At 68.3% G+C, this 21,383-nt stretch carries 24 protein-coding genes and 1 pseudogene; 11 read left to right on the top strand and 14 right to left on the bottom strand.

From position 1 onward, the window contains the following. Positions 1–909, top strand: a 909-nt coding sequence (locus ABZ260_RS01510) for an MFS transporter (protein ID WP_355611395.1), incomplete at its 5' end; no start/stop codon positions are given. A 114-nt stretch (positions 910–1,023) separates the two neighbouring features. On the opposite strand, the gene ABZ260_RS01505 is transcribed toward ABZ260_RS01510, so the two are convergent. Next, positions 1,024–1,332: a MiAMP1 family antimicrobial peptide gene (locus ABZ260_RS01505; RefSeq protein WP_355611392.1), complete on the bottom strand. Its 309-nt coding sequence runs from the start codon at positions 1,330–1,332 to the stop codon at positions 1,024–1,026. A gap of 261 nt (positions 1,333–1,593) precedes the next feature. Continuing rightward, on the bottom strand, positions 1,594–2,571 hold the full coding sequence (locus tag ABZ260_RS01500; RefSeq protein ID WP_355547861.1) for a phosphotriesterase-related protein: 978 nt from the start codon (positions 2,569–2,571) through the stop codon (positions 1,594–1,596). 384 nt (positions 2,572–2,955) lie between these two features. On the opposite strand from ABZ260_RS01500, the gene ABZ260_RS01495 reads away from it, so the two are divergent. Then, positions 2,956–3,981 (top strand): aldo/keto reductase, encoded by a 1,026-nt coding sequence (locus tag ABZ260_RS01495; protein ID WP_355611389.1) that lies wholly within the window; start codon positions 2,956–2,958, stop codon positions 3,979–3,981. Between the two features lie 325 nt (positions 3,982–4,306). Here ABZ260_RS01495 and ABZ260_RS01490 read toward each other — a convergent pair whose 3' ends face one another. Beyond that, entirely contained in the window at positions 4,307–4,669 is a 363-nt protein-coding gene (locus tag ABZ260_RS01490; RefSeq protein WP_355611386.1) for a helix-turn-helix transcriptional regulator, read from the bottom strand. A gap of 87 nt (positions 4,670–4,756) precedes the next feature. On the opposite strand from ABZ260_RS01490, the gene map reads away from it, so the two are divergent. The 6 genes and pseudogenes from map to ABZ260_RS01460 all read left to right on the top strand — a co-directional run bounded on the left by map (position 4,757) and on the right by ABZ260_RS01460 (position 8,072). Next, positions 4,757–5,581, top strand: a complete 825-nt coding sequence (gene map / locus ABZ260_RS01485) for a type I methionyl aminopeptidase (RefSeq protein ID WP_355611383.1) — start codon at positions 4,757–4,759, stop codon at positions 5,579–5,581. Positions 5,582–5,794: 213 nt separating this feature from the next. After that, complete coding sequence (locus ABZ260_RS01480) at positions 5,795–6,355, top strand: GNAT family N-acetyltransferase (protein ID WP_355611380.1); 561 nt, start codon at positions 5,795–5,797, stop codon at positions 6,353–6,355. 78 nt (positions 6,356–6,433) lie between these two features. Next, positions 6,434–6,733, top strand: coding sequence for a hypothetical protein (locus ABZ260_RS01475; protein ID WP_355611378.1), 300 nt, complete (start codon positions 6,434–6,436; stop codon positions 6,731–6,733). Between the two features lie 69 nt (positions 6,734–6,802). Continuing rightward, positions 6,803–6,919: pseudogene (locus tag ABZ260_RS01470) on the top strand (FAD-dependent oxidoreductase); the annotation flags it as partial. Next, entirely contained in the window at positions 6,918–7,346 is a 429-nt protein-coding gene (locus ABZ260_RS01465; RefSeq protein ID WP_355611404.1) for a hypothetical protein, read from the top strand. The pseudogene ABZ260_RS01470 and the gene ABZ260_RS01465, both read left to right, overlap by 2 nt. 69 nt (positions 7,347–7,415) lie before the next feature. Next, positions 7,416–8,072 carry a class I SAM-dependent methyltransferase gene (locus ABZ260_RS01460; RefSeq protein WP_355611375.1) on the top strand — a complete coding sequence of 219 codons (657 nt, stop codon included), beginning with the start codon at positions 7,416–7,418 and terminating at the stop codon, positions 8,070–8,072. A 336-nt stretch (positions 8,073–8,408) separates the two neighbouring features. Here the strand turns inward: ABZ260_RS01460 and ABZ260_RS01455 are convergent, their stop codons facing one another. From ABZ260_RS01455 to ABZ260_RS01405, 11 genes are all read right to left on the bottom strand, one after another. Beyond that, positions 8,409–9,350: a serine hydrolase gene (locus tag ABZ260_RS01455; RefSeq protein WP_355611372.1), complete on the bottom strand. Its 942-nt coding sequence runs from the start codon at positions 9,348–9,350 to the stop codon at positions 8,409–8,411. Positions 9,351–9,622: 272 nt separating this feature from the next. Then, positions 9,623–10,855 (bottom strand): HAMP domain-containing sensor histidine kinase, encoded by a 1,233-nt coding sequence (locus ABZ260_RS01450; protein WP_355611369.1) that lies wholly within the window; start codon positions 10,853–10,855, stop codon positions 9,623–9,625. Continuing rightward, positions 10,852–11,541 carry a two-component system response regulator CseB gene (gene cseB / locus ABZ260_RS01445; RefSeq protein ID WP_355611366.1) on the bottom strand — a complete coding sequence of 230 codons (690 nt, stop codon included), beginning with the start codon at positions 11,539–11,541 and terminating at the stop codon, positions 10,852–10,854. Before cseB ends, ABZ260_RS01450 begins: the two co-directional genes overlap by 4 nt. A gap of 15 nt (positions 11,542–11,556) precedes the next feature. Next, entirely contained in the window at positions 11,557–12,732 is a 1,176-nt protein-coding gene (locus ABZ260_RS01440) for an ABC transporter permease (RefSeq protein ID WP_355611363.1), read from the bottom strand. 2 nt (positions 12,733–12,734) lie between these two features. After that, complete coding sequence (locus ABZ260_RS01435; RefSeq protein ID WP_355611360.1) at positions 12,735–13,409, bottom strand: ABC transporter ATP-binding protein; 675 nt, start codon at positions 13,407–13,409, stop codon at positions 12,735–12,737. Then, positions 13,402–15,135: a peptidoglycan-binding protein gene (locus ABZ260_RS01430; protein WP_355611357.1), complete on the bottom strand. Its 1,734-nt coding sequence runs from the start codon at positions 15,133–15,135 to the stop codon at positions 13,402–13,404. The genes ABZ260_RS01435 and ABZ260_RS01430 overlap by 8 nt, the downstream gene beginning before the upstream one ends. Beyond that, positions 15,135–15,920 (bottom strand): hypothetical protein, encoded by a 786-nt coding sequence (locus ABZ260_RS01425; RefSeq protein ID WP_355611354.1) that lies wholly within the window; start codon positions 15,918–15,920, stop codon positions 15,135–15,137. The genes ABZ260_RS01430 and ABZ260_RS01425 overlap by 1 nt, the downstream gene beginning before the upstream one ends. A 321-nt stretch (positions 15,921–16,241) precedes the next feature. Further along, positions 16,242–16,442 carry a TetR-like C-terminal domain-containing protein gene (locus ABZ260_RS01420; protein WP_355611352.1) on the bottom strand — a complete coding sequence of 67 codons (201 nt, stop codon included), beginning with the start codon at positions 16,440–16,442 and terminating at the stop codon, positions 16,242–16,244. A gap of 37 nt (positions 16,443–16,479) precedes the next feature. Next, complete coding sequence (locus ABZ260_RS01415; protein WP_355611349.1) at positions 16,480–17,277, bottom strand: histone-like nucleoid-structuring protein Lsr2; 798 nt, start codon at positions 17,275–17,277, stop codon at positions 16,480–16,482. 231 nt (positions 17,278–17,508) lie between these two features. After that, positions 17,509–18,372, bottom strand: coding sequence for an LD-carboxypeptidase (locus ABZ260_RS01410; protein ID WP_355611346.1), 864 nt, complete (start codon positions 18,370–18,372; stop codon positions 17,509–17,511). 142 nt (positions 18,373–18,514) lie between these two features. Next, positions 18,515–18,979 carry a TniQ family protein gene (locus ABZ260_RS01405; protein WP_355611401.1) on the bottom strand — a complete coding sequence of 155 codons (465 nt, stop codon included), beginning with the start codon at positions 18,977–18,979 and terminating at the stop codon, positions 18,515–18,517. 204 nt (positions 18,980–19,183) lie between these two features. Here ABZ260_RS01405 and ABZ260_RS01400 point away from each other — a divergent pair, with 204 nt between their 5' ends. From ABZ260_RS01400 to ABZ260_RS01390, 3 genes are read left to right on the top strand one after another with little or no spacing between them, the layout of a single operon-like run. Next, positions 19,184–19,801 carry a TetR/AcrR family transcriptional regulator gene (locus ABZ260_RS01400; RefSeq protein ID WP_355611343.1) on the top strand — a complete coding sequence of 206 codons (618 nt, stop codon included), beginning with the start codon at positions 19,184–19,186 and terminating at the stop codon, positions 19,799–19,801. Between the two features lie 11 nt (positions 19,802–19,812). Next, complete coding sequence (locus ABZ260_RS01395) at positions 19,813–20,001, top strand: ferredoxin (protein WP_355611340.1); 189 nt, start codon at positions 19,813–19,815, stop codon at positions 19,999–20,001. Between the two features lies 1 nt (position 20,002). Continuing rightward, the gene (locus ABZ260_RS01390; protein ID WP_355611337.1) at positions 20,003–21,292 is read left to right on the top strand and encodes a cytochrome P450; all 1,290 of its coding nucleotides are present in this window, start codon (positions 20,003–20,005) and stop codon (positions 21,290–21,292) included. The last annotated feature ends 91 nt before the right edge of the window (positions 21,293–21,383 follow it).

The raw sequence follows: 21,383 nt of genomic DNA, 5'->3' as shown, positions 1-21,383 counted from the left end.
GTGATCACCTGGCGCGGCCTGAAGCAGCTCAAGAACGTCGGAGAGCCCCAGTTCAGCACCATCGACTGGTTGAGCGTGGTGACCGCCGCTGCCGGCTTCGGCGGCCTGGTCTACGGGCTCAGCTGGTTCGAGGGGGGTGACGCCGGCGTCGCCGCCGCGATCGTGGCGGCCGGCCTGGTGGCCATCGCCGTCTTCGTCGCCCGCCAGCTGTCGTTGCAGAAGCGCGGCGTGCCGCTGCTGGACCTACGTACCCTGCGCCACCGCACCTACACGATCGCGCTGATCCTGATGTCGGTGGCCTTCATGGCGATGCTCGGATCGATGATCTTGCTGCCGCTGTACCTGCAGAACGTCCGTGAGCTCAGCCCCCTGCAGACCGGACTCCTCGTGATGCCGGGCAGCCTCGCGATGGGGCTGCTCGGTCCGACCGTCGGCCGCCTGTTCGACCGGTTCGGCGGCCGGGTTCTGGTCATCCCCGGCGCGATCGGGATCGCGCTCGCGCTCACCGGCTTCACCCAGGTCACGATGACCATGCCGTTCTGGCAGCTCCTCGGTCTGCACGCGCTGCTGATGGTGGGCCTGGCCGCGACCTTCACCCCGGTATTCACCCTCGGGCTCGGAGCGGTTCCGCCGCCGCTCTACTCCCACGCCAGCTCGATCCTGAGCACGCTGCAGCAGGTCTCCGCGGCCATCGGCACCGCGCTCGTGATCACCGTGATGAGCGCGCGAGCCGATGCCCTGAGATCCGCGGGAGCCACGGAGGCGCTCGCCAACCTCGACGGCATGCGGCTGGCCTTCATCATCGGCGCGGTGCTGTCCGTGGCCGTGGTCGTCACCGCCCTGCTACTACCCGCCCGAGCGGACAGTGCCGGCGAGATCGAGGGGACCCGGCCGATGCACCCGGCATGACGACGGTGGAATGGGACGCTGCAACCTCCCGTATCTCGCTGAAGCCTGACGGAGAGGGGCCGGTGCAGGACCTGTCGGCCTCGGTGAGCGCCCGGCCCGTCCGCCTTCCGGGCGTCAGCACACGATGAAGATGCTCTTCCAGCCGACGGGCGTCCTCTGCTCCGCGTTGCGGTTGGATGGCAGCTCGAAGTGCGTCACACCCTGCGTGTCGGGCTGGTTGTACATCCGGCCGCTCTGGCCGTCGCCGTACCACTTGTACGACCCGTGGAAGGGGATGTTGGACGGGCCGCACCGGTCGATGACCACCGACCGGCCGGTGAAGCCCGGCCCTTCGTAGGCCACGTACTGTGAGGCGTAGGCGGCGCTTCCCATGACCGCGACCATGGCGGCGGAGATGACGGGGACGAGGGCGATTCGCTTCACGATGATCCTCCCGATGACCTCAATGATCTACCGAGAGTATACATACAGCTACTCTGAGTGAACAAAACATATCGCACATGGTCTGGACCGCTCGCCGAAAGCAGAACGCCCCGCGATGTCCGCCACGACGCTCTGCACCCCACGCTGGGATCGGCGGCCACGCCCGCGGTGGCGGAGCCGCTGACCGGATCCGGCGAACCCGGATCAGGCGAACGCGGTGTGCCCGGCTGAACGTGCCGGTCGAGACACACCGCGGTGCCGCTAGTGTTCGGCCGGACTGAAGTACCGGCGCGGGTTGTCCACCAGCATCGTGGTCAGTTGCGTCTGGGTGACCCCGGCGCTGAGCAACGCCGGAAGCACCTGCTCGTGCAGGTGGGTGTAGTGCCAGTTCGGCGCGACCTGCTCGCGCACGCCCGGAGGGAACCAGTCGATGTGGCACGACGCGTCGTGTGACAGGACCATCCGGTCGGCCAGTCCTTGCCGAGCAAGAGCCGCAACGGTCGCCACCCGCTGGTCGGTGGGCAGCAGGACGTCCAGACCGAAGCGGTCCATGCCGATGTAGGAGCCGTTGTCGATGAGCTGGTGCAGGTAGTCCAGGTCGGCGGTGTCACCGCTGTGCCCGATGACCACCGCGCCGAGGTTCACGCCCTCGCTGCGCAGGATCTCCTGCGCGATCAAGCCGGTGCGGGCGTGCGCACTGGTGTGGACGGTGATCGGCGCGCCGGTGCTGAGGTGCGCCTGCGCCACGGCCCGCATCACCCGCTCCACGCCGGGCGTGAGCTCGTCCTCGATCGCGCACTTGAGGAACGCGGCCCTGATACCGGTGCCCGCGATGCCCTCGGTGAGCTCTCGGACGAACAACTCGGTCATGCGCTCGGGGCCGCCGAGCAGGGTGCCCGGCCCGTGGTAGCGGAAGTAGTACGGCACGTCCCCCAGTGTGTAAAGGCCGGTCGCGACCACAATGTTGAGGTCCACATGCCGGTTGACCGACGCGACGCGCCGGACATCCCGACCGAGGCCGATGACGGTCGGATCGACGATCGTGGACACGCCCGTCGCCGCCAGAGCCGTCAGCCGGGCCACGGCGTCGTCGACGCGCCGCTGCTCGTCCCAGCTTTCCGGCATGCTCTGCCGTAGTTCCTCGCTCAGGACGAAGACGTGCTCGTGCATCAGTACAGTGCCCAGATCATCCACGGCCACCGTGCCGCGGACGGTAGGCACCTGCGGGGTCAAGGTCATGAGGTCTCCAAGGAGTGGTAGGTGGGCCTGGCCGAGCCGCCGCGGATGGCAAGGCCGCCAGCGTAGGACAGGGTGCCCGCCGCCGGCGGCCTATTTCAGCCGGGGAGCACGCCGTTCAGCGGGTGGAATGGCCCTGTCCTGAGTGGCGACCAGGTACCGCGAGGGCTTGGTGCGCCAGGCGGGCTCGGTGACGGCCCCACCGAGCGCGTCGCATGGTTCTTGTGCCCCAACGAAAGGCGGTGTCCCGGGCGCTCGACGCCCGCGTGGTGGCGCGCCGCGGCGACCCCGACGCGCCCCGGTCCGGCGCTTCATCCCGCACCGGTGCCGGGCCCGGTTCGGGATTCCCCCGTATCGTTGAGGCATCGTCTATGAGGAGGGCGGGCAATGCGCACCACGACGCTCGGGCCCGAGGGCCCCGTGGTCGGCGTTCTGGGGCTGGGCTGCATGGGCATGAGCTTCAGCTACGACCTGGCGACCCCGCGGGACGAAGCCACGCTGGTCTCGGTGATCCACCAGGCGCTCGATGAGGGCATGACGCTGCTCGACACCGCGGACGTGTACGGGCCGTTCACCAACGAGGAGTTGATCGGTCGGGCGCTGGCGGGCGGTCATCGGGAGCGTGCGGTGCTGGCCACCAAGGTCGGCACCCTCACCCGGGACTCCGAGGGCAACCCCGTTCAGGGCCTGGACGGCCGCCCAGAGCACGTCCGGAGGTCGATCGACGAGAGCCTGAGCCGGCTCGGCACCGATTATGTGGACCTCTATCAGCTGCACCGGGTGGATCCCGAGGTGCCGATCGAGGAGACCTGGGGAGCGCTGGCGGAGACCGTGGCGGCGGGCAAGGCGCGCTACATCGGCCTGTCCGAGGTGACGGTGGAGCAGATCAAGCGGGCGCAGTCGGTGCACCCGGTGACCTCGGTGCAGTCCGAACTGTCGCTGTGGACCCGGGACTGGACGACCGAGGTACTGCCCTACTGCCAGGAGCAGGACATCGCCTTCCTGCCGTACTCGCCCCTGGGGAAGGGCTTCCTCACCGGGCGGTTCTCCTCGTTCGACGACCTGCCCGAGGAGGATTTCCGGCGGCGACTACCGCGCTTCCAGCAGGAGGCGCTGCGCGCCAACCTGGCCATCGCGGGCCGGGTGCGTCAGATCGCCGAGCGCATCGGCGCCACCCCGGCCCAGGTGGCGCTCGCCTGGGTGATGGCCCAGGGGCGGTACGTCGTTCCCATCCCGGGGACCAAGACCTCGAAGTACCTCGCGGAGAACGCCGGAGCGGTGGATGTCGAGCTGAGCCCGGCGGATCTGGCCGAGTTCGACGCCCTGCCCGCGCCGCAGGGCGACCGCTACGGAGCGGCGGACCCGGCTCGCCAGCCATCGTGGAAGGATCGGTCGTCCGCCTCTCGCGGGTGATCTCCACGCGGCCCTTCCCCGAGTCGCGACAAGGCCCCAGATCGACGTCATGGTCTTTCCTTGGCGTCCCATGCGGCCGGAAGCCTGGTCGTTCGTGGCTCGCTCACCGGGCGGTCAGGTCGAGGTTCCCCTTGTGTGGGTCTGGCGCGGATCCCGGGAACCGGCGGGGACGACTCGGCGCCGGGCTCTCCGCTGGTGTCTGGCGTCGCCGAACATGACAGCGAGGCTTGAGCCCGGCCTGGGCACTGTCATTTTGGTCAGCATCTAATCAGGACGCCCGAACGACATTCAAAGTGACAGTGCGATCCGAGCATGGTTCGTGTGACTACAAGCGATATCTGTCATCGGCGCCAGGTACAGGTACTACTTGTCGCTTTGCGATGGTGCCGGCCAGTTCCGTGGAAGGGTGGAGCAGCGGCTGCAAGACGGCTTTCAGCGGTAGGTCGCTGCCGCGCCAGGTGGCTGCCAACTCCTGCACCGGCAGGTTGAGCGCCTCACCGAGGCAGACGATCGCGCCGAATCCGGGAGAGGGTAGTCGTCCGGTCTCGATCTTGCGCAGGGTTTCCGGCGAGATGCCGGCCGCGTGCGCGACTTCCGCTAGGTCGCGTCCCGCTCGCGCGTGGCGCAGCAGGGCGCCGAGACGCCTGCCTGCTTCGATCTGCTCAGGTGTGAGCGGTTGGCGGACCATGCCCCCAGGATAGGACTGGTATTACTATACCGGCAAGTGTTAGGGTGCCGGTATAACTATACCAACACCCTGTGATGCGAGGTATTCGTGATTGAGCTGAAGACGCCTGCGGAGATCCAACGCATGCACGTGGCCGGGCGTTTCGTCGCCGAGGTGCTCTCCGAGGTCGGCCGGCTCGCCGACGTGGGCGTCAACCTCCTGGACTTGGAGCACCACGTGCGCGGCATGATCAAAAGGCGCGGGGCGGAGTCGTGCTACTGGGACTATGCGCCGTCCTTCGGACGCGGCCCGTTCCGCAACGTCATCTGCCTGTCGGTCAACGACGCCGTCCTGCACGGCCTACCCCACGACTACACGCTGCGTGACGGCGACGTACTCAGCGCGGACCTCGCGGTCAGCGTCGACGGCTGGGTGGCCGACTCGGCGCGCACGGTCGTCGTCGGCACTGCTGCCGAGGAGGACCTGCGGATCATCCGTGCCACCGAGGAAGCGTTGGAGGCGGCGATCGAGGTGGCGCGTCCGGGCAATCGCCTGGGTGACGTCTCGGCGGCCATCTGGGCGGTAGCCCACGACTACGGCTATCCGGTCAACAACGAGTTCGGTGGCCACGGCATTGGCCGCACCATGCACGAGGGGCCCCACGTTTCGAACAAGGGCAGGGCAGGGCGCGGCCTTACGCTCCGGCCGGGCCTGACCCTCGCGCTCGAACCCTGGTTCGCCCGCACGACCGACCGGATCGTCTACGACGCCGACGGCTGGACCATCCGGTCGGCCGACGGCTCACGCACGGCCCACTCCGAACACACGGTCGCCATCACCGAGGACGCCCCCTTGGTGCTCACCCGGCGTGAACCGGAGGACCCCGTAACGAGGGGTGATTCCGCCAGTCGTCTATCCACAAAAGACGCCTAGCACGCCAACGGCAGATGCTTGGTCCGTAGCGGATCACAGGTGCCAACCGGGCTCAGCGCCGAACAGATCCACTAGGGCGAAAAGACCTGGCTGGTGCGTGCGATCCGAACCGGTGGCAACGTCCTGGAGGCCGGCCAGGTACGCGTCAACGCCACGGGCGCGGGCGAGTGCGGCAGCTCAGACAAGGGGCCCGTGTTCTAGGATCACGGGCCTATGAGCCAATTGCGCACGCTATCTGCCACGGAAGTCCCTTCGGAACGACTCCTACTTCGCAGAGCGTTGCACGATGCCGACCGTGAAGGATTCATCGAGCTCTATACCGATCCCGAGGTTCAGGCATACATCGGTGGCTCCCAGCCTCGGAGTGACGTCGAGCAGCGCTTCGATACAGCAATCGCCAACGCGACATCCAGGCCCGGCAACTATGTCATCGCGGACAACACGACGAACCGACTTATCGGGACATTGATGCTCGCCCGCCGGTCGACCGATGGTCCAGGGCATGTCACCGAGGATGGCGAGGAACTGGAACTGGGCTATGTACTGCGGCGCAGCGCATGGGGCGCGGGGTTCGCATTCGAGGCCGCAACGGCCGCGTTGCGCGCTGCGGCTGACGAACTCCCCGACCAGCCGGTCTTGGTCGTGACCCAGACCGCGAACAAGCGATCTCTGAAACTCGCCGCCCGCCTTGGCTTCCGCCCCATCGGCACGTTCGAGGAGTTCGGCGCTGAGCAGACCCTCTGCACGGCTCCCCTGTCCATGTTCCGAATCTGATCTCAGTATCCAACACAGCGGCCATTTCGCCTTAACGTTCAATCCTGCCCGGATCCTCCTCGGCTCCCATCCTGGGCGGTGAGGATGCGCAGCGCCACCCTCTACAAGGTGCTCGCAGCGCTGATGGTGCTCATGGCCACCGCCCTGGTCCTCGCCCACACCACCGCCCTCGGCACACTGACCCTGCCCGGCGCGGCACAGACGATCGCCGGGATCGTGGCCGGCTTCGGCATCGGCGTGGTCGCGGCCATCATGGGCGTTGTCGGCGGCAAGCTGCTGATCCCCACGATCGTGTTGGTCTACTCCGTCGACATTAAGGCCGCCGGCAGCCTGTCCCTGGTCATCCCCCTGTCCCCGAGGGGGTGCGAGACCATGTGACGGCCTTGGCTTTTGCTATTCCGGCACCTTTTTGTGACGTTCCTCTTGGAGTGAGTGCACCATCACGGCATGAGTACATATGACGTTGTGATCATCGGTGGGGGCCCGGCAGGTCTGGGCGCGGCCGTAAACCTGTGCCGTGCCCGGCGCGACGTGCTTGTCATCGATGCGGGCACTCCCCGCAATGCGCGTGCCGGACAGGTGCACGGTCGACAAGCTCAGTGGCATCCGGGTTGGCGAAACCGTGACCGGTGTCCAGGCCGCCGTCGTGTTCCCGGTGTCTGTGGCGAAGGTGGACCTGCTCGCCGGACTCGGTCTTCGTGCTGAAGAAAAGCTGATGGACGACCAGGTCATCGGCGCGACAGTGACCGCTGAGAACGAGACGGGCATGACCACTGTGCCGGGGGTGTGGGTGGCCGGGAACCTGCGCGGCCACCGGGCACAGGTGATTGATGCAGCGGCGCAGGGCGGGCAGACCGGAGCAATGATCAACATCGACCTGGTCCATGAGGATGTGCGCAACGCGGTCGCCGTATACCCGTTCACTCCCGAACTGGAGCGGCAAGCCACCGAGCGCGTGCTCGACGCACGCAGGCACGGCCTGACGCCTTAAGAGGATCGTGAACGCGAATCTCAACGAGCCCCACGATGCGATCCGACGCACGGGAAGGAAAGCACCCCGATGACTGAGCGTCACCACCAGCTCACCGAAGACGAGGCGGCCGCTATGTTCGAGCCGTCGGGCTGGGACGAGAGGTACGCAGGCCAAGAGAAGTTCTGGAGCGGAAATCCTAATCCGCAGCTCGTCGCCGAGGCGGCCGGACTGACCCCCGGTACCGCGCTCGACGTCGGCTGCGGTGAGGGCGGCGATGTGATCTGGCTGGCTCGCCAGGGCTGGACGGTCACCGGCGCGGATTTCTCCGTCAACGGCCTGGCACGCGCCGCCCGGCACGCCGAGCAAGCCGGAATCGCCGATCAGGTTGACTGGTGGCGGGTCGACGCACGGACCATCGCGGTGGCCGGGCGGTCATACGATCTGGTGACCAGCCACTATCTGCACGCGCCGGACGGCGGGATGATGGACGTGACCCGCCGGCTGGCCGACGCCGTCGCGCCCGGCGGATATCTCCTCGTCGTCGGCCACGCACCCTCCGGGGAGCTCACACACTTGACCGCGAGCCGGCGCAGGGCCATGTTTCTTGCCGAAGAGTTGCTGCCCGGCCTACCGGAAGACTTCGAGGCCCTCGTGGTCGAGCAGCGGCCACGGAAGATGACCCGCGACGGAACGTCTATCAACGCTCACGACTCCACGCTGCTTGCTCGCCGCCGGCTTAGCTGAAGCGTTTTGCAGAAGACCGCCGGAAGGCGTACTGAGCTGGGTTGCTAGCGGGTTGGGGCCATGCCGCGAGGGCTATGGTCGTGCATCCGGGCGACGGCTTGGACGGCGTGATGGAGGCCCTCGCCGCGAAGCGGCCTCCGGGGAGGATGAGTGCAGAAATTAGGCTAAGCAACAGTTCTTGAGTTGAGTTCGCTGGATCGATCGCGGCTGACGGACCTCTCGACGGCCCACTGGCGCGGCGGCCGCGGTTTGCCTACTTGTCTTACGTGACTTGACGACCTTCAAGCGGCTGACCGGCTGGTTCGCTTGACCACCCCGGATAACTGCCGGGACGGGTCACCGGTGAGCGGGGCCGATCGCTTCGGCAGGGCGAGGAGCGGTGGGGCGGGGCTCTGGCAGGAGTGCCGCCGGCCGCTTGAGCAGCCACCGTTCGACCGCCGCGCTCATCTTCCCGCCCGCCTCTAGCGCCGCCGCCTTGGCGGCGACCGGGTTGGTGTTCGCCACCTGGCCGAGGATCACCCCGAGCACCAGGCGGCCTCGTACGCGGGAGGCCCACATCAGGTTGCCGCCCGCGACGGTGCCGGAGCCGGTCTTGATGCCGATGACGCCGTGCTTGTTCAGCAGCGTGTTGGTGTTGGGCAGCCTTCTCGCGTCGCCGGGCACGGCCGTGTCAGCCTGTGCCACCACCTCACGGAAGACCGGGTCGCGCATGGCCTCCTTGGCCAGCTTGAGCTGGTCGGCCGCGGTGCTGACGGTGCTGTCCTCGTTGCCGCTGGCGCCCGTGTACATGGTGGCGGCCATGCCCAGGCGGTGGGCGGTGGCGTTCATCCGCTCGACGAAGCGCTCCTGGGAACCGGAGTCCCAGCGGGCCAGGAGGCGGGCCACGTTGTTGCCCGAGGGCACCATCATCAGCTCCAGCAGACGGCGCAGCCGTAGCCGCTCGCCCTCCCTGACCGGGGCGGTGGACTCCTGCGGTGCGTAGGACTCGTCGGCGGCCGTACGGTCCACGGTGATAGGCGGGCCGTCGTCGCCGAGCCGGAGCGGATGGCGGCGCAGGATCACATAGGCGGTCATGACCTTGGTCACGCTGGCGATGGGCAGTGGATCAGGGTCGCCGCTGGCGCCCAGGCTGCCCACGCCCTCCACCTCGACCGCCGCCTGGCCCTCGGCCGGCCACGGCAGGGGCACGTCGGACACGGTGGCCCCGGAGACGGACGGTACGGTTCCGCAGCCGGACAGGGCGCTCGCCAGCAGGAGGAGCACGAAGGAACGTCGCATGCCGAACACGGTGGGCCACCCACGTGTCCGTCCGGCCGTGGCCGTGTCTCCGTACGGGCTTGACCGTGTATCAACCGTGCATCAGGCCGGCCATCTGATGGGATGTCGACGGCGCCGCCGTCGGAGGCGGTGGTGCAGCGACCTGATCCGGGCCACCAGACCGGTTTGACCACTTAGTCGTCGCCACCGGCCACCACATCCGGCGAGCCGCCGCGTGCCGACATCATCAGGATCGGCCACCTTGAGCGGGTCGCTGCGATCCGCTGGGCACCTCAGTTGGGCAGGGTGATGGCGACGCTCGCACCACCGTTGACCGGGTTGGCGAACTGGAGGCTTGCCCCGATGATGCGGGCGTGGCCGAGCACGATGGTCAGGCCGAGCCCGTGCCCGCGGCCGCGCTCGGTCCGTCCGGTGTGGAAGCGCTGCGCCTGTCCCTTGTTCAGGTTCGCAAGCAGGTCAGGTGGGAAACCTGGCCCATGATCGCGGATGACGATCTGGCGGGAGCGCACGGTGATCATTACCGGGGCGGCGCCGTGTGTGCGGGCGTTGAGGAGCAGGTTGGCGACGATACGCTCCAGGCGGCGCGCATCGGTGACGGCTGTCGTGTCGCCCTGGTCGCCGACGATATGCAGGTCGGCGGGCACGTCGACACGGTGCAGCGACTCGCGTACCAGGTCGGCCAGCGGCACCGGCTGCCGATCCGGTTGTTCGCCGGTGGCGTCCAGGTGGGAGATTTCCAGCAGATCGTCGACCAGGCCGCGCAGCACGCCGATTCGGTCGCGGACCATGTCGGTGGCCTGCCCGTCGGGCAGCAACTGGCTGGCGGTCAGCAGCCCCATCAGTGGGGTACGCAGATCGTGCGCGACGTCGGCCGTGAAGCGCTGCTCGGCCAGCAGCCGCCGCTGCAGGCTGGCGGCCATGGAGTTGAGCCCGGCGCCGATCTCGGCGATCTCGTCCCGGCCGCCCGCATCGGTGCGAGCGGCCAGGTTGCCGCCGGCGATCTGGCGGGCGGTGCGGGCCATGCGCCGAAGCCGCCGGTTGGGGAGTTCGGCCGCCAGCACCGACAGCGGTACCACCCCGGCCAGGGCGAGCAGTCCGGCTTTGACCATGCTGCGGTCCAGCGCGTACAGGCTGCGCAGCTCCGAGCCCATCGAGATCTGTACGCTCACCGCCTGGCGGCCGTCGCTGCCATACGGTTGGGCGGCCCATATCCACGGCTCGTCCCGGTGATCGAGCCCGTACCAGATCACCGGCCGACCGGGACGCAGCTGGGCAGCCAGAGCGTCAGGGAGCTCCTCGACGGTCACCACGTCGTCGGGCGTGCCGCCGGGCCGGTCAGCGGGGGCCAGTGACTTGTCGAGGGCCATCTGGGCTCGGGCCTCGCCGATGTCCAGGGCACGCTGCCAGGTCGCCTGGTGAACCAGCAGTCCTATCATGGCGGCGACGACGGTGGAGGCGAGCGTGACGAGGGCAGCGATCTTCCATCGCAGCGAAGCCGGATTCATGTGGCGCTCAATTTGTAGCCGAACCCGCGGACCGTCTCGATGCGCTCGGCACCAACCTTCTTGCGCAGGCGCTGTACGCACAGGTCGACCACGCGGCTGTCGCCGTCCCATCCGTAGTCCCACACGGTGCGCAGCAGCGTCGCCCGTTCCAGCACGATGCCGGGATGGGCGGCGAACTCCAGCAACAGCCGCAACTCGGTCGGGCTCAGCTCGACGCGTCGCCCAGCCCGCCGTACCTCCAGCGAACCGGTGTCGATGCTCAGCTCGCCGAAGGTGAGCACCGCGCTCGCGGCGGCCTGCCCGGTCGTGGGCTGGGGCTGAGCGATGGTGGCCCGGCGCAGCAGCGAGCGGATCCTGGCCACCAGCACCGGCAGGTCGACCGGTTTGACCACATAGTCGTCGGCGCCGCCCTCCAGCCCGGCGACGATGTCCAGGCCGTCGCCGCGGGCCGACATCATGAGGATCGGCACCTGACTGGTTTCCCGGATCCTGCGGCACAAGCTGATGCCGTCCAGGCTGGGCAGCATCACATCCAGCAGCAGGAGGTCGTGGCCGCCTGTCTGGGCCGCCTCCAGGCCGCTCAGCCCGTCAGCGGCGGTGGTCATTCGATAGCCGTAGCGCTCCAGGGCCAGGCTGACCGACGCGCGGATCACCGCGTCGTCTTCGACGAGCAGCAGGGATGTCATGAAAATGCACCATATCTACCGAAGTGCGTTGATTGGTTCCATGCGGGCGGCACGCAGGGCCGGGTACAGACCCGCGAGCAGCCCGACGACGGCACCGGCGGCAGGCGCCATGACGGCCAGCCGTACATCCATGACCGGAGTCCACTGCTTGGCGGCGCAGACCGCGACGATCACGACGATCCCTCCGGAAGCGCCGATGATGCCGCCGGTCAGCCCGGTAAGGGTGGACTCCAGCAGGAACTGCGCGGCGATGTGGCGGCGGGCGGCGCCGAGGGCGCGGCGCAGGCCGATCTCGGTGATGCGCTCCATCACGGTCACCAGGGTGACGTTGGCGATGCCGACCGCGCCGACGACCAGGGAGACCAGCCCGAGGATCAGGAAGAGGGCGTTGACGTCGCCTTCCACCGCATCGCGGGCTCTGGCGAGGCTGGGCGGCGAGATGACCTGGAGGAGGGCCTCGTTGCCCGGGCTGAGCGCGGCCGGCGCCTGCTTGGCGATCAGTTCCGCGGCGCCGAGGCCGGTGTTGACCAGGACCCGGGTCACGGTGCTCAGGCCGTAGCGCTTGCCGACGGCCGGTGGCAACAGGACTGCGCTCGCAAGGCTCTTTTCGCGTTTCAGGTCGCCGAGCACGCCGATGACGGTGTACGCCTGGGTGCCGATGAAGACGGCCGGGGCCCGTGTCAGCCGGGTGATGCCCAGCAGCTTGGCCGCGTGCCGGCCCAGCACGACGACCTTGTCCCCGCGGGCGATGTGCCCGGCGTCGAAGTAGCGGCCCTCGATCATTCTGCCTTTGACCGCGGCGGGCAGGCCGGGGCTGCTGGAGAGCACGGTCAGAGTCTGGTCGGTGACCCGGGTCGGGTCCACGATGTCGTTGGAGCGGACGCTGAGATTGGCGCTCTGTTCCGACTCGGCGAGCGCGGCGGCGGAGACCACCCCGCGCAGCCGGGTCACCCGGCTGACGTCGGCCCAATCGACCAGAGGGAATGAGTGCTCCGGGACTTCGATCGTGACGGAGGTGGCGGTCAGCTCGTCGAAGCGGCCGACGATCTGGTTGCCCGCCGTCGCGGCGACGCCCAGAGTGACCACGAGCGTGGTGATGCCCAGCACGGTGCCCAGGGTGGTCAGCGCCGAGCGCATCGGGCGGGCAAGCAGGCCCGCCACGGCCTCGTTCAGCAGGTCGCGAGGGTGCACATCTACTCCTCCGTGAGGACGCCGTCGGTGATGCGCACCCGGCGCCCGGCCCGGTCGCTCACGTTGTTCTCATGGGTGATGACCACGATGGTCATGCCCTGGGCGCGCAGTTCGTCGAACAGGTCGAGCACGGCGTCGGTGTTCTTGCTGTCGAGGTTGCCGGTGGGTTCGTCGCACAGCAGCAGCGACGGTTCGCCCATGAGGGCGCGGGCGATGGCGGCGCGCTGCCGCTCACCGCCGGACAGCCTGCCGGGCAGGAAGTCCACCCGGTGCGACAGCCGTACCCGCTCCAGAGCGCGCATCGCGCGTTCCCGCCGCCCCCCGCGCCGTGCTGCGCCGTAGACCTCGGCGAGCATGACGTTCTCCAGCACGCTGCGGTGCGGCAACAGGTGGAAGGACTGGAAGACGAAGCCGATACGGCTGCCGCGGATGGTGGTCCGCACGCTGTCCTTCAGTGAGATGGTCTCGATGCCGTCGAGCCGGTAGCTGCCGCTGGTCGGCCGGTCGAGCAGGCCGAGTGTGTTGAGCAGGGTGGACTTCCCGGATCCGGAAGGGCCGACGATGGCCACGTAGTCCGACTTTTCAACTCTTAGGTTGACGACGGAGAGCGCCCGGACGGGAGGATCGGCGGGGAACTCCTTGGTCAGGTCGTGGAGCAGGATGACCGGCTCAGGCACTGTTGATCACCACCATGTCGCCCGGCTTGAGGTCGCCGGCCACCTCCACGGCTCCGTCGGCGGACAGGCCGGTGCGTACCTCGACCTCCTTGGTCTGGTCGGGCGCGGTCTCCACCTGCACCCGGGCCTTGCCATCCGCGGCGGTGACGACTGCCGCGGCGGGGACCACGAGCACCTCCTGGTCGGTGGCTCCGATGGTGACGCGAACCGTGACGGGCGCGCCGGCGAGCTTCTTGAGGCCCCTCATCGAGGCAGGAGTGATCATCACCGGCACGGCGCCCTTCGCGTCACGTCCGCCGAGGGAGGTCACCGTGCCGGGGACGGTCTTGCCGGCCTCGGTTTCGATGCTCGCGTTCAGACCTGTCTTCAGCCGCTCGGCCTCAGCCACGTCCACCGAGCCTGAGACCACGAAGGTGGAGCTGGTCACCGTGGCGATCGACTTGTCCACCAGCTCGCCCGCCTTGACGGTCGACTTGTGCAGGCGGGCGGGCAGCTTGGGCAGGAAGACGACCTCTCCCGGCGGGACGGTGGTGCCGTAGGTCCGGGAGAACTCGGCCAGCAGCGCTCGTGCCGCGGCCAGGTCACGCTGGGCGTTGGCCACCTTCAGCTTGGCGGGCGAGAGCTGCCTGGCCTGCCTGAGCACCTGCTCGGCGGTGACGACGGCCTCGCGCGCTACCCGGACGTTCTTCGTCAGCTCGGTCAGCCGCTTGGCCCGCGCGCTCCCGGCCTCCTCCAGTACGCGCTCCAGCGCCGACCTGGCGGCGGCCAGATCCGCTCTGGCGTTGGCGACCCGGAGTTCGAGCAGGCGGGTGTCGGCAGGCGGCCCGGCCGTGGCATCGGCAGTGGGGCCTGCGGTGGGGCCTGCGGTGGGGCTGGAGCTGAGGCTGGGCGCGGGGGTGGGCGTCGCGGTGGCCTGGGCGAGCTCCTGCTGGGCCGCCAGCAGCTTCTCCCCGGCCGCCCGTACGGCGCTCTCGGCGGCCTCGACCTTGGCCTCGTCCTCGGTGGTGTGCTCCTGTGCCCACGCGCTCCTCAGCGCCTGTTCGGCCTCCTGCAGATCCTGCCGGGCGTTGGCGAGCCTGACTTTCAGCGGGAGCACATCCTTGCCCTGGTCAAGGGCCTTACGCTCGGTCGCGAACACTTCCCGCGCGGCCCGTACGGCCCGGTGCAGGTCGTCGCGCCTCTGCCGCAGTTCCAAGGTGGGTTGCTGCGCCTCATAGCCCCGCTTGGCGTAGAAGCGCGACACCGCGGTGATGGTCGCCTGGTCGAACACGCCGGTCGCGGGCGCGCGGTAGCCGAGCCTGCGCAGCGCCTTCTGCAACTGCTTGACATCGGCCCCCTTGGCGCCGGAGACGATGCTGCGGTGCATCGGCACCGTGCCGGAGAAGACGAACACCGGGCGCCCGTTCACCTCCATCAGCACCGCGCCCTCCACGAGGGTGCCCCGCCGGGGAGCGCGGGTAGCGCGCTGAGCGGTTTCGCTGCCGCCCACCACTCCGGCCAGCGACACCGGATACGGCGAGCCGTACTCCAGCGCGCCGCTGACCACTACGGTGGCGACCAGCTTGCGCCGCTCGACCGCGGCGGTGACCAGCGACGGTTTGGGCGGCTTGCGTGCCGCCGCCTCGTCGGCCGGGGAACGCAGCAGAGTGCCCACTCCCCAGCCGGTCCCCGCGACCACCAGGACCACGGCCAGCACGAGCAGCAGCTTGCCACGAGGGGTACGCATCACCGCTCTTGGAACCCGTACTTCGCCCTGGCCTCGTTGGTGAGCTGCTTTTGCAGGGGGACGAAGGCGGCGTAGAAGTCCTTGCCGCACTCCAGGTCGACCAGCGCCGACTTGATCTCCTTGGCGAGATACGGCCTGGCCGCCTCCGCCGTGACCTTGCCCGCCTTGCCGAGCTGGTCGGCCTGCTCGCTCCACACCTCCCAGCCGCGAACACTCAGCGCAAGCGGCTTCGCGGAGGTCACCCGCTCGCCTTTGGACTTCAGGCACTCGGCGAACGGCGCGGCGAGCTCCAGGAGCTTGGGGTCGCCGTCGAGAACCTTGTCGATGTTCTCGATCTCCGTGCTCATCTGGTCCTGATAGTCGGCGACCGAGGTGACTTTCAGGCCGTCCACCTGCTGGAGGGCGTTGACCCGGCACTCGTTCATGGTCTTGAGGTAGGCGTCCCGCTTGGCGCCGGAGAGGCCGTCGATCGTCGCCCTGTTGGGGTCCGGCGCCTGCGTTTCCGGCGGCTTCGGATAGACGACGGCGGAGAAGACGCCGAAGCCGTCCTTGCTGCGGGCCGCCTTCATCGCCGCGTAGTCAGCGGGGTTCGCATCGGGCTGCTTGGGCCGGCTGACCGAGGGGGTGTAGGAGAAACCCTTCTGCTTCATGCAGGTGGCGATGACAGTCTCCCGCTCGCGGACCTTGTCCATCGTGGCACCGCCGCTGTCTGCCGCGGGGGTTGAGGCTCCCCCGCAGCCGGTCAACACCGTTAGACCGAGCAGACCGCACATCAACACACGCATCAAGGACTCCTTCTCGGTGGGATCACGCCGTCCTTCACGACGCCGTGGCCACTTTGGAGCCCTTTTCCGTCCACTCTGTATCGACCGGGTATCCGCGGGTGCTCGGCCATGTATCCGCCGTGTATCAACGCCGCGGGCCGCCTCGCGGCCTGCATCCTTGAACGGCGACTCGGCACCGCCGCGCAGTGGCCCGCGGCGGAAGGCGACGAGGCTTTCACCAGGCGATCGGGACGGCTGCCGGTCAGCGTTCCCGAGCAATGCCGTCCAGGGCGTCCGCCAACTCGATGCCGTAGGCCGACGAAGGAGGCCCGTGGCGGCTCGTCATGTTCTTTCTTCCTCCGCCGCGTGAGCAGGCCAGTTCTCCAGCAGGAGGTGGAGGCCGTCAAGGGCCCGCTCCCAGGACTTCTGCACGTCGCGAGAGTGGCGGAATCCGCCGTTGGCCTCCAGGGTGATGTAGCCGTGGAAGGCGCTGCGCAGCAGGGTGCGGAGGGTCTCTGTGGCGAGGTGGGGGCATCGCTGCATCACCACCGCTTCTGGCCCGTTCCGACGCTGGGGTGGGTCAGAAATAGGCACCGGGTATGGCGGCGCCGAGAATGGGGCGGCGGAGGTGTTGTGGGCTGATCATGACGCCGGTGATTCGGCTGGCGAGTGCCAGGGCCGCCGGGATGGGGTTGTCGATGTGGTCGCCGGCGGCCGGATCGATGCCCAGCTCACGGAGGTGACGATTGAGCCGGTCGGGATCCGCGCCCTGCCTGTCAATGGGAAACGCCGGGTTGATGTCGGTGATGAGCCGGCCGTCGACGGCATAGGTGACGTGGTGCTGGGCGTGGTCATGCCGCTGCACCGCCACAGCCTCTCCGCCGTTGCGCGACAAGGCGCCCAAAGCCTCCCGTTGCGCGCCGCGCCAGCCACAGTCCTCGATCGCGACAGTCCAGTCCCCGATTCGCCTCACGGTGATGACCTCAGGTCCTCCCGGCTGGGAGTAGTCCCCATCTCCGATCAACCGGATATCCTCGTCCGTGGCGCCGAGCCCGCGCAGCACCTCGTGCTCGTCGAGCCCACGAACGAAAGCGATCGTGTAGATGTCCCCGAGTGGGCTGCCCTCCTCCTGCCATTCGTAATCCTCCGGGGAGGCGCCGGGGGTCCTTGCGGTGGCGTGGACCATCTCGAACTTGTTCGCCTGTTCGTAGACCTCGGGATGGGCGGCGAAGAAGGCATCGATGATTTCCGGAGCGACCCGGCCACGCTCGCTGACGGAGTAACCCTTCGCCTTCGCCCATGTGCGGATGCGGCGGGAGGTGTCAAGCCCGTGCGTTCGGTAGGTGACGCGAAGGGGGGTGAAGTCGGCATCGGACATGATCAGAAACTTACCGATAGGTTCGACGCCAAACTGTCAGGTTCGCTGAGTCCAGACATCCGCTGTTTGGAGCCATCAGAGATGGCAGCAAGGCCCGTCGCTGACCTGGGCACCGTCATTTAGATCAGCATCTAATCAGTTGGGCCGAACGACATTCAACGTGACAGTAGGGGCTGAACCACGTTCGGATCCGACTACTACTGGCCTCACTCTCGACGAACGGGTTTCGCGTCACTGTGCTGGCGGGCGAAGCATAAGGGTGCCGCTGTCGGTGTTGAGTTCGGCCATCGTGCCGAGGGGAACGGCGTGGGGATCTGGGCCATGCCCAATTTCAAGGCCGCCGAGTATGGGGACGCCGAGTGGGGTGAGCCGGTCGCGAAGAACGTCGATGAGGTTCCAGCCGCGATCGGTGTAGTCCTCGAAACCGGGGAACCGTCCCAGGGCGATTCCGCGGAAGCCGTCGAGGGCGCGGGAGCGGATCAGCTGGGTGAGCTGCCGGTCGATCTGTCCGAGCCCGATCGTCCGTTCGGCTTCGATCAGCAGGATCGCCCCAGTGAGGTCGGGCAGTCCGGCGCCGACCATGCCGGCCGACGCGGTCAACCATCCGCCCAACAGGTAGCCGCGGGTGTGACCTGGCACCTCGGCGGCGACCGAAAGCAACTGAGGATTGCGATGATGCGTTGAGGGTTCGGTGCTCGTCAGCAGATGGCGGACGGTTGCGCTCGCGTTGGGGCCGACTAGGCAGCCGTGGATGCCAGGGACTCGGCACTGACGCCAGATGGCCAAGTGCAGGTAGGTGATGTCGCTGAATCCCACCAGCGGTTTCGGGTCTGCGCGGATGGCATCGAAGTCAAGCCCATCGAGGATGCGGTAGGCCCCCGCCCCGCCTCGAGTGGTGATGACCGCTCGGATCTCAGGGTCGGCGAAGGCGGCGTTGAGGTCGGTAAGTCGGTCCGCGTCGCGTCCGGCCATGTAGCCCCGCTGGTCCAGGACGTGTTTTCCAATCTTGACCCTCAACCCCCAGCTACTCAGAAGCTGGGTGAGGTCCTCGATCGCGGTGGCGTCGGGGAAGCTGGCCGGAGAGACGAGGGCCACATGGTCACCAACCTGTAGCCGCGGCCAACAGAACTTCGGGGGCTCATGCGATGCAGTCATCATCGAAGCCCTATATCCCTGTTCTGTGGGCGTCTCAACCGTCACGCCGGGGGACATTCGGCGGGCCAGGCCGGGTCGCCTTTCAAGTGCCGGTCGAACGCTGCCAAGGGCGTTGCCCCTCACCGGCCAGGAGCAGTGCGGCCTTGGGTAGGTCTAAGTCGTCGAGGGTTTCGGGTGCATGCAAGCGGGCCGCCAGACATTGCGCGCACGCCCGGCTGTCGAAGAATCGAGCCCCTTCACGCAGCTCCGCCCGGCGGACCGACTCCTTGTCCCCCACACGGACGCCCGCCAAGTTCACGGCGGAGCCGTCGAACACTTCCAGGTGCATTCCCCGGACGATCTTGGCATCCACTCCCGTGGCGGACTTGATCGCCTCGTACGTCTCTGGATTCGCGACGACGCCGTACGCCAGCGAGCGGACATCGCCAGCCTTCGCACGCACGTCCAGCCCCAAAGACTCAACGAGCGTCCACGGCGGGCATCCGTTCCGCACCGCCATCCGATCAACCCAAGAGGCGAACGACTCACCCGGCTGTGGCTCAACCACCAACGTCAAACGCCGAGGGATACGGCCAGATGCCACGGGCTGAACCTCCTGTCGTACACGCGTCTACTGCCATCCCCGATGGCCCACTGCCAAGTCCACTGACAATTCGCGTGCCGTACTGACATCTGCAAGGGCCCCAGACATCCGCTGGGGCTGTGGAACAAGGCTCTTGACGAATTAAATGAATGCTCTTTTACTTCCTGTATGGGGCGCATCGCGGGTGTCACCGCCGCCGAGACACGGGAGCGGTTGCTGAACGCGGCGGCGGAGGTCTTCGCCAAGCGTGGGTACGACGGCACGCGGGTGGCCGACATCGCTGCGGCCGCAGGAGTGAGCAACGGCGCGCTGTACGCGCACTTCGGCTCGAAGGCCGAGCTGCTCGTGACCGCGCTGCGCGCGCACGGGCCACAGTTGCTCGCCGGCCTGTTCGCCGCCGACCCCGACCGGTCGATCACGGATCTGCTGCTCGTCATCGGCCGCTGGCTGCCCCGCCGGCGCGACGTCCGCGGCGCCCTCATCGTCGAGGCGCTGGTCGCCGCCCGTCGTGACGAGGACGTCGCCCGGCCGATGCGTGACTACGTCGGTGAACGTTCCGACTGGCTCGCCGGGCTGGTGCGCGTCGCCCAGAACGACGGCGAGCTCGACCCCACGCTGTCGCCGAACGCGCTTGCCCACTTCTGCCTGCTGCTCGCGATGGGCAGCGCGCTCGTCCCACCCGGTCTGCACGGGGTCGACGACGCGGAGTGGAGCACGCTGCTCGCCCGAGTCGTGGCAGGCCTCGCCCCTGCTGACGACACCCCCGCACAGAGCGGAGCACCGTAGTGATAGTCCAGATGAATTCTGAAAAATGCCAGGGACATGGCCGCTGCTACGACCTCGCCCCCACCCTGTTCACCGAGGACGAGGAGGGCTACGGGCAGGTCATCGCGGACGGCGTCGTGCCGCCGAGAGATGAGCATGTGGCCCACCTGGCCGTGTCCAACTGCCCCGAACGAGCGATCGACATCGTGCAGGAGGCGTGACATGACCGGAGACGACCGCTTCACCCGAGACTTCCGGGAATCGCGGGCAGACCTGCCCCTCGGCACCCGCAACGAGATCATCACCGGTCCGGTCTCGGATTGGGCGACCGACTTCTCCCACCTGGAGCCCGAGTGGGCCGCCGACCCGTACCCCATCCAGGACGACCTGCGGCAGCGCTGTCCGATCGCGCACACCGACCGGTTCGGCGGCGGCTGGCTGCCCACCCGCTACGAGGACGTCGCCGAGATCGCCTACGACACCGAGCACTTCTCCTCACGGTCGATCATCATGAGCAACTTCCGGCCGCCTCGGGAGGTGGCGCCGGTGGGTGGCACGCCGCCGATCTCCTCCGATCCGCCGTTCCACCACGACGCGCGCAGACTGCTGCTCCCGGCGTTCACCAAGAGCGCGGTCGCCAAGCGGGAGCAGGCGACGAGAGCGCTGTGCCACTCGCTCATCGACGCGTTCGAGGGGCAGCCCACCGTCGACGCCGCCCGTGACTACGCCCAGTACATCCCGATGCGGGTCATCGCCGACATGCTCGGCTTTCCACCCGAGGACGGGCCGCGGTTCCGCGAATTCGTGGAGAACACGCTCGAAGGCGTCAACTTGCCGCCAGAGGAGCGCATGGCGCGGATGGGGAGTCTGTTCGACTACCTGCTCGCGCAGGTCCGCGACCACGTCGACGACCCGCGTGACGACCTGACGACCTACCTCGTCAACGCCGAGCTGTACGGCCGCAAACTCGACCCGTCGCACGTGGCCGGCACGATGGCCCTGCTGCTCATCGCGGGCATCGACACGACCTGGAGCGCGATCGGCGCGTCGCTGTGGCATCTCGCGAAGACCCCGGCCGACCGTGAGCGCCTGGTCGACGAGCCCGCGCTGCTGCCGACCGCGATGGAGGAGTTCCTCCGGGTCTACGCGCCGGTCACGATGGCCCGGCTGGTCAAGGAGGACACGCACTGGCACGGCGTCGACATGAAGGCGGACGACTGGATCCTGCTGTCGTTCCCGGCGGCCAACCGGGACCCGGCGCAGTTCGAGCGGGCGGGCGAGGTCGTCATCGATCGCGAGGTCAACCGGCACGCCGCGTTCGGCCTCGGTATCCACCGCTGCGTGGGCTCGCACCTCGCGCGGATGGAACTGCGGGTCGCCCTGGAGGTCTGGCTTGAGCGGATCCCGAACTTCAGCCTCCACGACCCGGCGACCGTGACCTGGTCCACCGGCCAGGTCCGCGGGCCACGCGCGCTTCAGCTCCGCATCGATCAGGGGCCGTCCCCGGTGTGAGTCATCTGGTGCCTCGCATCGAGGCCGGTCTCCGGGCGGGTCTCAGCAGGCGACCGCAGCCCGGTGAGCACCGGCCTGCCGATGCTCCTGG

This window comes from Streptosporangium sp. NPDC006013 (assembly GCF_040614275.1).
Lineage (GTDB): Bacteria > Actinomycetota > Actinomycetes > Streptosporangiales > Streptosporangiaceae > Streptosporangium.
Note: the sequence above shows the minus strand (reverse complement) of the source record. Positions and strands in the feature narration are given on the sequence as shown.